Below are 15,719 nucleotides of genomic sequence, written 5' to 3'. Positions count from 1 at the left end.
AGGTGACAGTTTACATGAGCTGCAGTTGCTGGACAGCTTCCGCGATCACATTTGGTTCCATGGAACGCATAATTTTTCGCATTTGTGGCGCAATCAGGCCAAGATCGCTGTTGAGGATCTCTTGCTTGACCGCCAACAGCTGCGCCGGATGCATGGAAAACTCGCGCAAGCCCATGCCCAGCAGCAAGCGCGTGAGCTTCACGTCGCCCGCCATCTCGCCGCAGACTGCCACGTCGATGCCCGCCTTGTGGCCGGCGGCGATCGTCATGGAGATCAGTTGCAGCACGGCCGGGTGCAGCGGATTGTACAAATGCGCCACTTCATAGTCGACGCGGTCGATGGCCAGCGTGTACTGGATCAGGTCATTCGTGCCGATCGACAGGAAATCCATGCGCTTGACGAACATGGGCAGGGCCAGCGCGGCGGCGGGAATCTCGATCATGGCGCCCACTTCGACCTCGTCGTCGAACTTGACGCCGTCCTCGCGCAGGCTGGCCTTCGCTTGCGCGATCATGGCCAGCGACTGGTCGATCTCGAACGCATGCGCCAGCATGGGAATCAGGATGCGCACCTTGCCGAAGGCGGAGGCGCGCAAAATGGCGCGCAGCTGCGTCAGGAACAGCTGCGGCTCGGCCAGGCAGTAGCGGATGGCGCGCAAGCCCAGGGCGGGATTCAAGGCCGTATGGTCGGACTGGTCGAGCGGCTTGTCGGCGCCGATGTCGAGCGTGCGGATGGTCACCACGCGCCCTTTCATCGATTGCACCGTGTTGCGGTAAGCCTCGAACTGCTCGTCCTCGGTGGGAATCTTGTGCGCGCGGCCCATGAACAGGAATTCGGAGCGGAACAGGCCCACGCCGCTGGCGCCCGATTCCAGCGCGAACGGGCAATCCTCGGGCAGTTCGATATTCGCCAGCAGGGTAATCGGGGTGCCGCACTTGGTGACGGCCGGCGTCTTTTTCAGCTTGCCCAGCTTCTTGCGCGCGCGCTGCATGGCCACCTGGCGCTCGCGGTACTGCTCCAGCACCAGGGGACTGGGGTTGGCGATCACCACGCCCGCGTCGCCGTCGATAATCAGCCAGTCGTCCTGCTCGATCAGCATCGACGCCTGCGACATGCCGACGGCCGCCGGGATATCCAGGCTGCGCGCGACGATGGCCGTGTGCGAGTTCTGACCGCCCACGTCGGTGATGAAGCCAATGAAGGAGCGGTCGCGGAACTGCAGCATGTCGGCCGGCGAGATATCGTGGGCGACGACGATCATCTGCGCCAGCAATTCATCGTCGGCGGCCGCTTTCGGCAGCAGCTGTTCCGTGCCCAGCAAGACCTTCAGCACGCGTTCGGCCACTTGCTGGATGTCGGCCTTGCGTTCGCGCAAATACGGGTCTTCGATTTCGTCGAACTGCGCCGACAATTCATCAATTTGCGTCAACAGCGCCCATTCGGCGTTGTAGTGGCGCGAACGGATGATGTCGAGCGGCGCTTCGGCGATCATCGGGTCCGACAGGATCAGCGCATGCACGTCGATGAACGCGCCCAGTTCCGTGGGGGCGTCCTTCGGCAGCTCGTTCCACAGGGTTTGCAGCTCCTTGTGGACGGCGGCGATGGCGTTTTGCAAACGCTGGACTTCCGCTTCGATCTGTTCCTGGGCGACCAGGTAGTGTTTGACGTCAAGGGCGGCCGGCGCCAGCAGATGCGCGCGGCCAATGGCGATGCCGCGGGAGACCGGGATGCCGTGGAGCGTGAAAGATGCCATGGGGTGACCTGTCGGAATGCGGCTGCGGCTGCGTTCGGCGGGCATTACTCGCCTTCGCCAAACCTGTCATTAATCAGGGCGGTGAGCGCATCGACACATGCCTGCTCATCATCGCCCTCGGCTTCCAGGGTCACTTTTGCGCCCTTGCCGGCGGCCAGCATCATCACGCCCATGATGGACTTGGCGTTGATGCGGCGCGCGTTGCGGGTCAGCCAGACGTCGCTCTTGAACTTGGCGGCGAGCTGGGTAAATTTGGCGGAGGCGCGTGCGTGCAATCCCAGCTTGTTGATGATTTCGAGTTCTCTTTGAATCATTTTTGTATGGTCTCTATCCCTGAATGCACTACGCTGATGACAATCTTGGCCTATAAAAACCGCCGCCTTCAGGGCGGCGGCCATGCACTTCCTTATTCTCCCACGCGGATGCGGTTATCGACGCGCACGGCGCCGCTTTGCGCACCGGCCAGCGCCATCTCCACCACCACGTCGAGCGTGTCGCGGCGATACGTGATGGCGCGCAGCAGCATCGGCAGGCTGATGCCGGCGATGACTTCCACCCGCCCCGCATCGGCCAGCTTGTTGCAGCAGTTCGACGGCGTGCCGCCCTTCACGTCGGTAATCACCAGCACGCCGGAGCCGTCGTCGAGGCGGCAGATGGCGTCCGACGCCAGCTTTTGCACTTCCGCCAGGTCCTGGTCGGCGACGACGTCGATGGCTTCAAACCGTTCCGTTGGCCCGCGAAACACATGCGCGCAGGCGGCGATGAAGGCCTGTCCCAGCGGTGCATGTGTCATGAGCAAAATCCCTACCATAGTCATTTCACCTTCTAGCGCTGCTGCGCTTGCGCAACGCCATGCTCGACGGCGTCGACAAACATGGCCGCCACGTCAAAGCCCGTCTGCTGCATGATTTCCTGGAAGCAAGTCGGGCTGGTGACATTGACTTCCGTCAGATAGTCGCCGATCACGTCCAATCCTACCAGCATCAGGCCACGCGCGGCCAGGATCGGGCCCAGCTTTTCCGCGATTTCCAGGTCGCGCGCCGTCAAGGGTTGCGCCACGCCCGTGCCGCCGGCGGCCAGGTTGCCCCGGACTTCGCCCGCCTGCGGGATGCGCGCCAGCGAAAACGGCACCGGCTTGCCGCCGATGACGAGGATGCGCTTGTCGCCCTTGACGATGTCGGGGATAAACCGCTGCGCCATGATGGTCTGCGCGCCATTCTCGCTCAGGGTCTCGATGATGGCGCCCAGGTTCAGGCCGTCGGCCTTGACACGGAAGATGCCCGTGCCGCCCATGCCGTCAAGCGGCTTGAAGATGACGTCCTGGTGCTTGGCGTGGAAGGCGCGCAGGCGCGCTTCGTTCGACGTCACCAGGGTCGGCGAAGTGAATTCGGAAAACTGGGCAATGGCCAGCTTTTCATTGTTGTCGCGGATGGCGGACGGCTTGTTGAAGACGTGCGCGCCCTGCTTTTCCGCCAGTTCCAGCAGATACGTGCCGTACACGTACTCCATGTCGAACGGCGGGTCCTTGCGCTCGATGATGGCGTCCAGGGTCGACAGGCGCACTTCTTCGGTGGAAACGACCTTGTACCAGTCGTGCTCGTCGCCCGTCAGCTCGATATGCTGTACCCGCGCCGTGACGATGCCCTCTTCCAGCGCCATGTCCTTCTGTTCGAAGGCGTACACGGCGTGGCCGCGTTTGGCCGCCTCGCGCATCATGGCGAAGGTGGAATCTTTGTAAGTCTTGAAGCCTGCCAGCGGGTCGGCAAGGAATGCAATTTTCATGGTGCGTCCAATCGGGGAGCCTGGATAAGGAATGCTTGATTCTAGCCGAGATCGCCAGGCGCGGTAGTCACCGCGCCTGGCAAGCCGCAGGGATGGATCAATACACCTCGGGATTCGGGTCCGTGCGCTCCATTTCCAGCGACGCGGCCAGCAAGGCCAGGCGCGCCACCACGCCATACACATAGAAGCGGTTCGGCGCGGCCGTGCCCGGCTTGGCCTTCAAGTCCGGCACGGCATGCTGCTGGGCAAATGCCAGCGGCACGTACTGCGAGCCGGGCGCGTTCAGGTTCTGGTCCACGCCCTTTTCCGCGTGCACGCGGTAGAAGCCGCCCACCACGTAGCGGTCGATCATGTAGACGACAGGCTCGGCCACGGCATCCTTGATGCTTTCAAACGTGGGCACGCCTTCCTGGATGATGACGTCGGTGACAACCTTGCCGTCCTTGACGATGGACATCTTGTCGCGCTGCTTGCGCGACAGGTCGCGCACTTCGCTGGCGTCGCGCACCGTCATGATGCCCGTGCCATACGTGCCCGCATCGGGCTTGACGATGACGAAGGGCTTTTCCTTGATGCCGTATTCCTTGTATTTCTTGCGGATCTTGGCCAGCAGCACGTCGACGCTGGCGGCCAGCGCATCTTCGCCCTCGCCTTCCTGGAAGTTCACGTCGCTGCACTTGGCGTGGAAGGGGTTGAGCATCCACGGGTCGACATCGATCATCTTGCCGAATTTTTTCACCACTTCATCGTAGGCCGTGTAGTGGTTGCTCTTGCGGCGCAAGGCCCAGCCCGCATGCAAGGGCGGCAGCAGGCTTTGCTCATGAATATTTTGCAAGATATCGGGAATGCCGTCCGACAAGTCGTTATTCAGCAGAATCGTGCACGGGTCGAAATCCTTCAAGCCCAGGCGGCGGCCATTGTTCAGGCGCACGAGGGGCTCGATGACGAGCATGTTGCCATCTGGCAACGCCAACGGTGTCGGCTGGGTGATGTCGGGCGACCACGAGCCGAAGCGCACGTGCAGCCCCGTCTGGCGGAATATCTGCATCAGGCGCGCCACGTTCTGCAGGTATTGCGGCGTGGTGTTGTGCAATTCCGGCACGATCAGCAGGTTGCGGGCATCCGGGCAATACTTGTCGATGGCGGCCATGGCCGCCTGCACGGACAAGGGCAGCATTTCCGTCGCCAGGTTGTGGAAACCGCCAGGGAACAGATTGGTATCGACGGGCGCCAGCTTGTAGCCCGCATTACGCAAGTCTACCGAGCAATAGAAGGGCGGCGTGTGCTCTTGCCACTCCATGCGAAACCAGCGCTCAATGGCCGGCGTCGCGGCCAGAATCTTTTTTTCGAGGTCGAGCAGCGGTCCGGTCAGGGCCGTGACGAGATGGGGAACCATAGTTACATCCTTAAATTATGTGCAGTATTCAAAAAAGCACACAGAACTGCCGACTATATTACCGTGTAAGTACCCCAAATCGGGGCAAAAGCCTTGTTTTAAAGACCTTTTCCATTCCCATAACGAAAAAAAGGCGCCTCAATGAGGCGCCTTTTCCAGCAGGACATGCCGCGCCGGGGCGCTGGCATGCCAGACAATTGCTATTTAGCCATGATACGCTTGCTCGCCGTGGCTGGTGATATCGAGGCCTTCGCGCTCTTCCTCTTCCGGTACGCGCAGGCCGATGACGATGTCGACCAGTTTATAGGCAACGAGGGAAACCAGGGCCGACCAGACGATGGTGGTGCCGACCGCTTGCGCCTGCACCCACACCTGGTGGCCGATCGAGTACGGATCCGCCGACATCTTGTTGGTGACATAGTCGAAGATGCCCTGGCCGCCCAGTTGTGGTGCAGCAAACACACCCGTCAGCAAGGCGCCCAGGATACCGCCCACGCCATGCACGCCGAATACGTCGAGCGAATCGTCGGCGCCGATCAGGCGTTTCAGGCCATTCACGCCCCACAGGCAGACGACACCGGCCAGCAAGCCGATGACCAGGCCGCCCATCGGGCCGACAAAGCCGGCCGCCGGGGTGATCGCCACCAGGCCGGCCACGGCGCCGGACGCGCCACCGAGCATGGAAGGCTTGCCCTTGGAAATCCACTCGCCAAATACCCACGACAGGGTGGCGGCAGCCGTTGCCAGCAAGGTATTGACGAAGGCCAAAGCCGCCACGTCGCCTGCTTCCAGCGAGGAACCGGCATTGAAACCGAACCAGCCCACCCACAGCAGCGAAGCGCCGATCATGGTCATCGTCAGCGAGTGCGGCGCCATCGATTCGCGGCCGTAACCGACGCGCTTGCCGATCATGATGGCCCCCACCAGGCCGGCGACAGCGGCGTTGATGTGCACCACGGTGCCGCCGGCGAAGTCCAGCGCGCCTTTTTGCCAGATCCAACCCGCCTTCAAGGCTTCGCTGGCCGAGGTGGCGGCATTGGTGATCAGGTCAGGACCGGTCCAGAACCACACCATGTGGGCCGCTGGCAGGTAGGCAAACGTGAACCACAGCACGACGAAGGCCAGCACGGCGGCAAACTTGGCGCGCTCGGCAAAGGCGCCGACGATCAGCGCGCATGTGATGGCGGCAAACGTGCCCTGGAAAGCGACGAAGACGAACTCGGGAATGACGACGCCCTTGCTGAAGGTGGCGGCGGCGGCAAACGTGCCCTTGGCCGGATCCCAGATGCCGTTCAGGAACAGGCGGTCGAAGCCACCGAAGAAGGCGGTTTTTTCCGTGAAGGCAATCGAGTAGCCGTAGATGCACCACAGGACGATGACCAGCGCGAACACCATGAACACCTGCATCAGCACCGACAGCATGTTTTTCGAACGCACCAGGCCGCCGTAGAACAGGGCCAGGCCGGGGATCGTCATCAAGATCACCAGCAAGGTGCTGATCATCATGAAACTGGTGTCGCCCTTGTTGGCAACGGGCGCGGCGGCTGGCGCGGCAACGGCCGGGGCCGGAGCGGCGGCAGCCGGTGCGGCTGCGTCAGGCACGGGCGTCACGGCCGGGGCGGCAACGGCCGCGGTCGTGGCCGCCTCCGTCTTGGCGGGCGCATCGGCAAAGCTCGGCGTGGCGACGCCAAACGCACACAGACAGGCTATCCCGGCTAGCAATTTTGTTATATTTTTATGCATCAATATTCCCCTTAGAGCGCTTCGTTGCCGGTTTCACCGGTACGGATGCGGATGACCTGTTCCAGGTTGTAGACGAAAATCTTGCCATCACCGATTTTACCGGTACGCGCGGCGCCTTCGATCGCTTCGATGGCCTGGTCGACAATGGCGTCATCGACGGCCGCTTCAATCTTGGTTTTTGGCAAGAAATCAACGACATACTCGGCGCCACGGTAGAGTTCCGTGTGACCTTTCTGGCGGCCGAAACCCTTGACTTCCGTGACGGTAATGCCTTGCACATTGATAGCCGACAAAGCTTCGCGTACTTCGTCCAGTTTGAACGGTTTAATGATTGCAGTAATCATTTTCATGGCTGTCTCGCTTAAAAGGTTTTCGATACGGTCAGCACGAGACCGGATTTCGCCAGATTCTTGCCATTCGGTGCCAGCGATACGATATTGGCCTTGACGACCGCCAGGGCAACGGTCGCCATGCCGAAGTCCTTGGTCACGCCGATCTTGTAATCGCTGTAGCTGAGGGAATCGTTGTGTTCTACCTTCTGGCGCCCGGCGTGCAGATTCAAGATGTAACCGTCGTGCACCTCGACGTTGGCGCCCACGTCGAGGTAGCCGCTGTTCTTGCTGTCGGCCACGCCGAACAGATTGGTGGTCGAATGCGAGTACTTGATGTACGCGGGGCCATAACCCAGCTGGCCGTACAGCTCGAAGGTGTTGGCATTGGTGCTCAGTCCATTCGATGGGTAGAAGTAGTACAGGCCGCCCACGTCATAGGTAAAATCCTTGCTGATCTCGCCCCGCTTGCCGCCGTAGATATCCCATTCCAGATTGGTATCGCCGCCGCCGTCCTTGATCCATTTGATGCTCGACAGCCAGGTGCCCACATACAGGCCCGTCGGGTTATGGGTATAGTCGGCACCGCCGCTGATGGCCGGGTTCAAGCGGCTTTGCGAGATGCCGCGGTAACGGTAATCGCTGGTCAGCGCCACGTTGTAGCTCACCACGTTATCAGGTACCGCTTCGGCCACAGCAGGCGCCGCCACTGCATCCTGGGCCATGGCGCTACCGCACAAGGCGGTCATGGCCAGCGTCAACGCTGCAGCTAAAGTCATGTTCTTGGACAGATTCTTCATGGCGATTCCCTTTTATTGAACTTTTAAAGCGGTTGAGGTTTAAAATCTTGGCTGGAGATCACAAAGCGTTCATACCTTCTTTAGCAGAATACGTGCCAGCTCTATTGCCACCTTGACAGGTGCATTTCCGTCCATACATACCCTGCACACGGCCAGGAATGCGGCAACGGACTGCTGAAGCACAATGAAGCGCCCAGTTTCGCACCAGATTAACGCTGCTGTGCACCGCAATGGTGCGATGCACAGGCCGCACCATAAAAGGACTGACCATGGACATGAATACCTTCTTTAACGACTTGCAGGGCAAGATCCATCAAGCCATCGAAAACTCGCCGGCCAAGGATATCGAGAAAAATGTGAAATCGATGATGACCCAGGGCTTCGCCCGCCTCGATCTCGTCACGCGCGAGGAATTCGATATCCAGGCGCAAGTGCTGGCCAAGACCCGTGCCAAACTGGATGCACTGGAATTGCGTCTGATCGAACTGGAAACGCGCCTGAACGATCCAAAAGCCTGAACCGCTGCTGCACGCAGGGCGCCGTAATCGGCGACCTTGCTGGCATACCTCAAGCCTCACACCTTTTCAAGCGCTAGACTGATCCTGCCCGCGTCCGCGCTACAGGGGAGTCTGATGAGCCTGGCCGTCCTGAAAAGCCGCGCCCTGGCCGGCATGGAGGCGCCCGAGGTAAGTGTCGAAGTCCACCTTGCCAATGGCTTGCCTTCGTTTACGATTGTCGGCCTGCCGGATACGGAAGTGAAGGAGTCGCGCGACCGTGTGCGTGCCGCGTTGCAAAACTGCGGCTTCGAGATGCCGGCGCGGCGCATCACGGCCAATCTGGCGCCGGCAGACTTGCCCAAGGAATCGGGCCGCTTCGACTTGCCCATCGCACTGGGCATCCTGGCTGCCTCCGGCCAGTTGCCGGGCGACCAATTACAGCACTATGAATTCGCGGGCGAACTGTCGCTGTCTGGCCAGTTGCGTCCCATCCGCGGCGCCCTGGCCATGACCTTTGCCATGCAGCGCAGCCAGTCGGGCACGCCACGCGCCTTCATCCTGCCGCAGGCGAACGCGGACGAGGCGGCTCTCGTCAGCGATGCCTGCATCTATCCCGCCCACAGCCTGCTCGAGGTCTGTGCGCATTTTGCCAGGCACGCCAGCCAGACTGCCCTGCAACGCCACCAGCCCGTGCTGGCACCGCACGCTTTTCCCTATCCCGACTTTGCCGACGTGCAAGGGCAGCTGCAGGCACGACGCGCACTGGAAGTGGCGGCAGCGGGCGGTCACAACATCCTGATGGTGGGACCACCGGGCGCAGGCAAGACCATGCTGGCCAGCCGCTTCCCTGGCGTGCTGCCGCCCATGAGCGATGAAGAGGCGCTGGAATCGGCGGCCGTGCATTCGCTGGGCAGCCACTTCAAGGTGGAGCATTGGAAACGGCGGCCCTACCGCGCCCCGCACCAGACGGCGTCCGGCGTAGCCCTGGTGGGCGGCGGCTGTCAATTACATTTAAAAACGCGAATATAACAAGTAAAAGAACGACTGGGCTCGGCGACTACTAAACGGCACCATTTTCTGCCGACATAGTTGTTTGCGGCGCGTCAGCGCAAAGCCCAATGCTTTGAACAGCTGCACGGCAAGTGAACAGGTCCGCACCATAGCAGACATCAAGTCTCATGCCGCATTACAGGCTCTCTGTACGAAGAAGTCTTTATCTCGCAGGCATCGGGCTGCGGTGCTGTCTTCGGACGATGCGCCAAACCGCACGCGGCAACACCTGCCACAAGCAACGCCATCGCTGCACTTTCGGCACCTGTTGGCCAACGCTGTTCTCACAAAAAACCATAGAAGGCGGCGAACAGGGTCTCGAACACGATCATTTGCCCGATCAGCGTGAGCGGCAAGACGCGGCTGACGTAATTCCAGAAGCCGTTGCCGATAATCGAGCAGAAGATCGCTATGCCGGTAACGACGGCTGCGAAGTACATCCAGTCCCCAGAATGATGCGTCGAAGTGCCACGTCTAATTTGCCACATGTCTTAATCGAATGGCACTCTTAAGGAAAAAATCCTTCAACTTGGACTCTGAAAGCAGGGGAGAGCCTTTTTCCTTCTCATGCTCATATGTCTGAAAACCGATATCATCACCGTCAAAAGCTGGTGGTAGTCTTTCGTCGAGCCGCCTACCTTCTGCCAAGGCAATTGCTGACAAGGCTTTTTCAATGGCGGCAATACGTCCGGATGAAGGCGCTTTTATCAGCACAGATTTATAGGTATCGCTGGTCCGTGCCTCAATCTCAATCCAGTGGTAAAACTCTTCTTTAAACTCCAGCTTCAGAACCAATGCTGTGCGGTAATGAGCGGTATGTCGATCCCGAGGACGATCATATATAGTGGGCCAGCCACCTCTAGGACGCAATTTCCCTGCTTTAAGAGATGCGTCGTCAATAAAGCGCCAACACTGATGTCCGTTACGGGTTTCTGCTTGCCCATCACGTCGAGGTTTGACAAGTGAGACTGACGTTAAAAAGTAAGAATCCTTTAGCCTGAGCAGGCTATCTAGCATAGTCTTCAGGCGATCATTCTCCTGCCGCATGACAGCGGAGGCTTCACCGCGCGGTCCAGATTTCTTAGACCTGTTGCGCACGCCGGTTGACACTTCGCGCCCATCCTCTTCACTAAACGGACCAGCAGGTCGTCCGGCGTGCCGTTTGCTGTATTCCTTGAGTAAATTGACGTAGGTAGGACCGCCATCCAGCCAATCACTTGAGACGCCTGAAATCTTCGTTTTTGACGTATCGTCACTAGCATCTATATCCGAACGTATGACAGTGTGCTGGTCACTCAACTTCACTGCCTGGCTTCTTGAAAATGGCGGTGGCGAATCGACATTTTCGATGCTCTTACCAGGTTCCGAGTCATTCTCACTATGTCGGCCAATCACCGGATAGTGCGACGGCCAAGACGTACCAGTTATTTCTGTTACGAAATATTTTTTGTCTTCACGATTCTGCTCTTCCTCATCTTTGTAGTACCAACTACGCAGCGGCAGACATTTGATTCTAAGCTTAAGCGGCTCGCGTAGTGCCTGGTAAGGGATCCGTGCACTTGCATACCACGGTTCCAACTCTTTGCGCTTCCTATCAATGATGCTTTGAGTGTGAATCGCATTTGCCTGCGCGCGACCGTACGGATCAAAGTACAAAACCGCTAGGAGGCCGGCAAACTGGCGTCCGATATCGCGTCTTAAGACGACGTTCCATCCCCCTGTTACATCATCTATACCGGTTTGCAGGAGACCTGAAGTCTCATTGAGCATTATCACGTTTTCTAGCTTGTCACTCCAAGGGCCTGATAGAAAGGCATTGGCGATATCACTGTGGCATGCATAGAACGCTTTAAAGATAGTCGTGCGCGGTATCACATAGGTGTCGACACCCTTGGTTGTACGCATATGCAGAACGACTACCCGAGAATCCTTCAGATTGACGTTGTCTCGCTGATGATGATACAGGCCCGAAAACTCGAAAGCGTTAAGTATCTGATAGTTGCCGCCCTGCCAGCCATAAGGGGCGGAAATTGGCTGGCCGATCGTGAATTCTAACGAGTCGCTTTGCCCAGGCAAGAGCGATAGCAGCGCAGTATGAGCCGGTAACTGCGCAACACGTACGCCGTCGCAATAGACATCGCCGATGCTGATGGTGACCAGGCTACTAGCAAAGATACGCGCAAAGGCATACTCTTGCTGAGCGTCTCTGCCTGCTCGAAAGCCGAGGATGCTTTTGATTTCATCGGGCTCTAACTCACTAATTTGATCAGCAGTTGTGATAGACAGACACTGCAACAAAACATTGACTGAGACAGTTCCACTACCACGTTCCTTTTGATGAAACTGGTCAATGTACTTCACAAGCCAAAGTCGGCCGTCAAGCGGAAGCGGAGCAAGAAATTCTTGATAGTTAGGCATAGTTACTGCAAGGGAACATTGCCTTAGTGTACGTCAGTCGCGTACTTAAGTGTAATTATTTTGAGAGGCATTTATCCCAGGCTTCTCTACCTTGATAAAAATCACCAGTCTCAATCTCTAGCCGCTGTCGGTGTATGTGCTAGTGGCGGAACAGTTTGCGCCTGTGGGGTACACCTACTTCGCTTCGGTGGCTGTTGCGCTTTGACCAAACCTGGTTCGACGCCACTATGCCTATTCGTTCAAAGAACAAGCAGCTTGGGCTGTTCTGAGTCACGGCTGAGCGCCAAGACCCAGTTTTAGATCACTGAAATCCCAATTTCATAATCGGAAACTTGTCTTGGCGCTTAGTGTAGCTGTGAGATCTTTGAAGTTCTGAACTTCCCTTTTGGTATGTCATACTTGAACGATGAAAAAAGCTGATTTCAAGACTATTGCAGAACGTTGCTCGACTTTAGGCTTGACGATTTCGCAGGCCCACTTCATGGCCCACGCAGGGGAAGGCTTTGGCCCATTAGATCTTCCACATGTGCTTGGTCTAAACGCAGTTACCATGGTCCCCTTGAAGCCCCGAAAATGGCTATGGATGGCAGCACAGACATGTAGCGTAAGTTACCGAAAAATACTCACACCAGAAACTTTGCTTAATATTCTGACGACCGGTGATGTACCTGAAGAAAATATTTCCAATATCGTACATTTCCTTCAAGAGGCGCCGGTACAAAATGTTGTGATGGCTGTGGATCAAGCTGCGCAACAGAGTGGCTTACCTCCGGAGCTTCTATGGCGAAACCTAGAGATGATAGCTACACTTTGGCAGTGCCATCGCTTATTCCAGTTACCACCTACTGAATCTGCACGAGTCTAGAATACACATGCGGCGACATTCTGGTGGCGTACACATGCTGCGGAACGTAACATTTTTCAGAAAATTCGTGCATCGTTATCAATTTCTGAGTCGGCATCCCGACTTCATTCTGGTGCTCTCACCTTAGGGTATAGCCATCTTGCAGCGCAGCTTTGTTCATCCGGCACCGGCGCGCTCGACCATCCACAACCTGCTCCTGGTTGATTGATTATTTTGCTCCTGACAAGCATTTCATCAGCATTGTGGATGGCAGGCAGTCAGATCAGCAGCGAACCCCGCGCCTTCAGCGCCGCATTGTACTCGTTCCAGTTGGCTATTCGATACTTCGGTTTGGCAGGTGCACTCATGGCGCCAGTTTACCTGAGCCTCGATTCAGGGGCTGCTGGTGGGGATTTGTGCAACAAAGCCATTCCGGCGCCTCTTGCATTAGCACCGGATTACGTTTTCTAACGCTGGTCGCTGGAGTTAGCTTCTTCATGCTGCAACTTTGGTAAAACCTACGGAACCCGCGTCAGGAGCGGTATTGGACGGAACGCGCAGAGATACGCTCGCCATTTGAAGTCAAATGCACGAGCCAGTTATTTGGCGAGTCAACAAAGACGCCGTGCAACATTTCGCGAAACTTCTCTTTCGAGTACGACATGTCTGGACCAATGTCAGCAAGGGTCCCTGCCAGGTAATCTGGCAATCGGATGAGAGCATCGAATCTGTGCTGACCAGTCTTCTCGGGCAGCTCAAAAAGGGTCTTGGGCAGGTCAAGTATGAAATTACCCTGCTCATTGCGGATGAGTCCCGACCGGCTAGACGACATAAGAATGAAATAGAGGTAAGCAAGATCGTAGACGATCGTATCGTTGTGCTCAATGAGCTTGTCACGGTCCGAAATCCACCGTAGATAGCCCGCTCCGGTCGCATTCGTTACCAAATAGAACAGCGTAGCAGCGAATCCCGATGCGAGATGAATCTGGCGCGACAGCTTCTCGTTCATCTGCTTTCGACCCAAGTCCTTCTCAAAAATGCCGAGTCGCTTCAGCACCTCGTCAAAGTAACTAGGGTTGACCGAGGAACTAGCCGGCGAGTTCTTACGCAAAGCTCTCACAAGTTCGCAAGCATCAGGAATAAAGCTTGCCATGTCTTCGACGCGCAGGTAGTCACGTAAGAGCGCTGAATCTCGGTTGATAACAAACGATACGCTGAACGTCACGGGCTGTGGGGAAGTTAAATACTGCATCAACCCGAGAGGTACTTGTCTGATGTTCTTGATGTCCCGCGGTGCGACTCCCGAAATATATTCACTGATGTTCTCTGTCTTGTCGTGATTGGCGATGACCACAAACGAGAAGACATCGTTCTTTTTACCCTCATCACCAAGACAGTAGTCCGATACGATCGTCCACGGCATCCCGGCGGGATAAGCAGCAAACCAATTCTTCATGCGCTGCTGCATTGTGGTTGTCGCACTCATCAATATCGGTAGCAAATCGATCATCCATCCGTCCTTGTATTAAGGGATCTGTACTCTGGGCATCCTTGAAATTATCCTTGGTTCTTAAGCCTGCGGAGAAAGGTGCGCGCTGTTACCAATGCCAAATGCAGGCGGAAAGTGCTCCTATCGTCATCGGAGAGGCCTGGATGCGACCCTTCCGTATGCAGCATCTTGAACAGTCCATTGATATAATTCTTGCCATCTAAAGTCCACTCGTTACGCTGAACCGACAGGAATCCAATATTTGCCAGCATTGCACGTCTGTTCTCGGAACTGGTCGTGGCTGCAGCTTGGGCCTCGTTAATGTGGCTGGCTATCCCGTCGAACAGGCTCTCCATGAAGGTACGAGTCTGGCTGTTCGCGGCAGCCCAGTCACCGCGCGTGTGTGCCTCAATGGCTTGGTCGAGGTGTCCCTTGCTAACCGTAAAGTCAAAGTGATTCAGCAGCTGATGTACCTCATCATCTGCCACGGGAAGGTCAATCTCGGCAGGAAGTGCGGCTCGAAGGCAGGGGAGTTCTCCAATGCTTGAGTTTTGATTCCACTGAATCACAAAGCCGTCCAGAGCCAACGCGCGCAGCAGACGGTTTTGCTGTTCCTGCTGTGAATAAGGGCTGGACGAAGTAAGGGCTACTGCCTCACGGACAACTGCCTCAGCCAAAGTCACTCGACCGTCGATTGTGGGAACAACCGTCTCGCCCGCTCTCGCCACCTCGCGCGCAAGTAGCGCCGCCTTCTTTGACACGCTCAGGCTGCTATCAAACGGAATGCTAGCCTCCAGGCCCAACTTGAAGACCATTTGGTCGAATTTTGCCTGACTAAGAGAGCCGTCGAGCATGGCGACTGCTGCTGCTATAGTGGGACGGGTAAAATGATTGACTCGCATATCAGGCTCTCTATAGATTTGGTAGCGTTGGAAGCTCTCTAGCGGCTATTCGGGCGTCCTCCGCCTGGACCGCCTGAATTGTTCAAGAGCCTCAACTGCCGCCTCTTCGGGAGCTCGTGGAATGATGTTGGGCCGTATTATAACCTCGCACTCGACCGGCTCCACACCTTCGATTCACAGTTCTACAGTACGATCTCCTACAAGGTAAATGCTATCCAGTCAGGAAGCTTGAATCACTATCCGGTTTGCGATGCCAACAGGTATCAACCTTCAAGTACTATTGGCTGTCCAGATTGAGATGAGAATGAGTGTCCGGTTTGATGAGCATACTCATAGGTACGGAAGCGGTCGTCTCGTTCACCTTTCTGCAAAGCATTGCGTGACTGAGGGATTGGACGGTAGAGACGAGAACGTTGTCGGTCTGAGGCGTTCCTCCATTGTAAAACAGTGGAAGAAAACTGGTTCGCATGTGGTAATTCGATAGATTTGAAGTCTACTTAAACCGTTAAAATTTCCTAAAAGCTATTGATCTGATAAATTTCTTTTTCTTGCATTCACCCACTTTCACACCGATAATAGAGGGTTATCCTTTGCAAAAACAAGAAAAATCCTTACATTTCAATGACTTAGAGATCTCTTAGAGACCCTAGTTGTCTTGCGACAATGAGTGCACGATAAGTAGTGCTGTGGTACCTTTGAGTAGACAACGATAGTGA

General features: G+C 56.7%; 14 protein-coding genes and 1 pseudogene. 3 read left to right on the top strand and 12 right to left on the bottom strand.

What is annotated here, in order from left to right:
* Positions 1-10: 10 nt before the first annotated feature.
* From ptsP to VPH40_RS25530, 8 genes are all read right to left on the bottom strand, one after another.
* Entirely contained in the window at positions 11-1,753 is a 1,743-nt protein-coding gene (ptsP, locus tag VPH40_RS25565) for a phosphoenolpyruvate--protein phosphotransferase (protein ID WP_328574856.1), read from the bottom strand.
* Between the two features lie 44 nt (positions 1,754-1,797).
* Positions 1,798-2,067, bottom strand: a complete 270-nt coding sequence (locus tag VPH40_RS25560; RefSeq protein WP_034749416.1) for an HPr family phosphocarrier protein — start codon at positions 2,065-2,067, stop codon at positions 1,798-1,800.
* 92 nt (positions 2,068-2,159) lie between these two features.
* Complete coding sequence (locus tag VPH40_RS25555) at positions 2,160-2,564, bottom strand: PTS sugar transporter subunit IIA (protein WP_035824452.1); 405 nt, start codon at positions 2,562-2,564, stop codon at positions 2,160-2,162.
* 14 nt (positions 2,565-2,578) lie between these two features.
* On the bottom strand, positions 2,579-3,535 hold the full coding sequence (gshB, locus tag VPH40_RS25550; protein ID WP_099665557.1) for a glutathione synthase: 957 nt from the start codon (positions 3,533-3,535) through the stop codon (positions 2,579-2,581).
* A gap of 97 nt (positions 3,536-3,632) precedes the next feature.
* Complete coding sequence (gshA, locus tag VPH40_RS25545) at positions 3,633-4,931, bottom strand: glutamate--cysteine ligase (RefSeq protein ID WP_077399358.1); 1,299 nt, start codon at positions 4,929-4,931, stop codon at positions 3,633-3,635.
* Between the two features lie 204 nt (positions 4,932-5,135).
* Positions 5,136-6,674, bottom strand: coding sequence for an ammonium transporter (locus VPH40_RS25540; RefSeq protein WP_328574855.1), 1,539 nt, complete (start codon positions 6,672-6,674; stop codon positions 5,136-5,138).
* 11 nt (positions 6,675-6,685) lie between these two features.
* On the bottom strand, positions 6,686-7,024 hold the full coding sequence (locus tag VPH40_RS25535; protein ID WP_010393464.1) for a P-II family nitrogen regulator: 339 nt from the start codon (positions 7,022-7,024) through the stop codon (positions 6,686-6,688).
* A gap of 11 nt (positions 7,025-7,035) precedes the next feature.
* Positions 7,036-7,803, bottom strand: coding sequence for a TorF family putative porin (locus tag VPH40_RS25530; RefSeq protein WP_099665559.1), 768 nt, complete (start codon positions 7,801-7,803; stop codon positions 7,036-7,038).
* A gap of 269 nt (positions 7,804-8,072) precedes the next feature.
* On the opposite strand from VPH40_RS25530, the gene VPH40_RS25525 reads away from it, so the two are divergent.
* Both VPH40_RS25525 and VPH40_RS25520 read left to right on the top strand, forming a co-directional pair.
* Positions 8,073-8,321, top strand: a complete 249-nt coding sequence (locus VPH40_RS25525; protein ID WP_035824443.1) for an accessory factor UbiK family protein — start codon at positions 8,073-8,075, stop codon at positions 8,319-8,321.
* Positions 8,322-8,435: 114 nt separating this feature from the next.
* Positions 8,436-9,299, top strand: a pseudogene (locus VPH40_RS25520) (YifB family Mg chelatase-like AAA ATPase); the annotation flags it as partial.
* Positions 9,300-9,634: 335 nt separating this feature from the next.
* Here VPH40_RS25520 and VPH40_RS25515 read toward each other — a convergent pair.
* Together VPH40_RS25515 and VPH40_RS25510 are read right to left on the bottom strand one after the other, a co-directional pair.
* Positions 9,635-9,790: a hypothetical protein gene (locus tag VPH40_RS25515; protein WP_193317571.1), complete on the bottom strand. Its 156-nt coding sequence runs from the start codon at positions 9,788-9,790 to the stop codon at positions 9,635-9,637.
* 34 nt (positions 9,791-9,824) lie between these two features.
* The gene (locus tag VPH40_RS25510; protein WP_328574854.1) at positions 9,825-11,768 is read right to left on the bottom strand and encodes a hypothetical protein; all 1,944 of its coding nucleotides are present in this window, start codon (positions 11,766-11,768) and stop codon (positions 9,825-9,827) included.
* Positions 11,769-12,174: 406 nt separating this feature from the next.
* Between VPH40_RS25510 and VPH40_RS25505 the strand changes: the two genes are divergently transcribed.
* Positions 12,175-12,633 (top strand): hypothetical protein, encoded by a 459-nt coding sequence (locus VPH40_RS25505; protein ID WP_328574853.1) that lies wholly within the window; start codon positions 12,175-12,177, stop codon positions 12,631-12,633.
* A gap of 511 nt (positions 12,634-13,144) precedes the next feature.
* On the opposite strand, the gene VPH40_RS25500 is transcribed toward VPH40_RS25505, so the two are convergent.
* Both VPH40_RS25500 and VPH40_RS25495 read right to left on the bottom strand, forming a co-directional pair.
* The gene (locus VPH40_RS25500; RefSeq protein WP_152283938.1) at positions 13,145-14,122 is read right to left on the bottom strand and encodes a hypothetical protein; all 978 of its coding nucleotides are present in this window, start codon (positions 14,120-14,122) and stop codon (positions 13,145-13,147) included.
* Positions 14,123-14,169: 47 nt separating this feature from the next.
* A complete protein-coding gene (locus VPH40_RS25495) occupies positions 14,170-14,955 on the bottom strand; it encodes a hypothetical protein (RefSeq protein ID WP_226941470.1) in 786 nt (261 codons plus the stop codon).
* Between the last annotated feature and the right edge of the window lie 764 nt (positions 14,956-15,719).

It is taken from the genome of Janthinobacterium sp. P210005 (assembly GCF_036231865.1).
Lineage (GTDB): Bacteria > Pseudomonadota > Gammaproteobacteria > Burkholderiales > Burkholderiaceae_D > Janthinobacterium > Janthinobacterium kumbetense.
The sequence above is the reverse complement of the archived record's forward strand: the minus strand, read 5'-3'. Positions and strand labels throughout refer to the sequence as shown.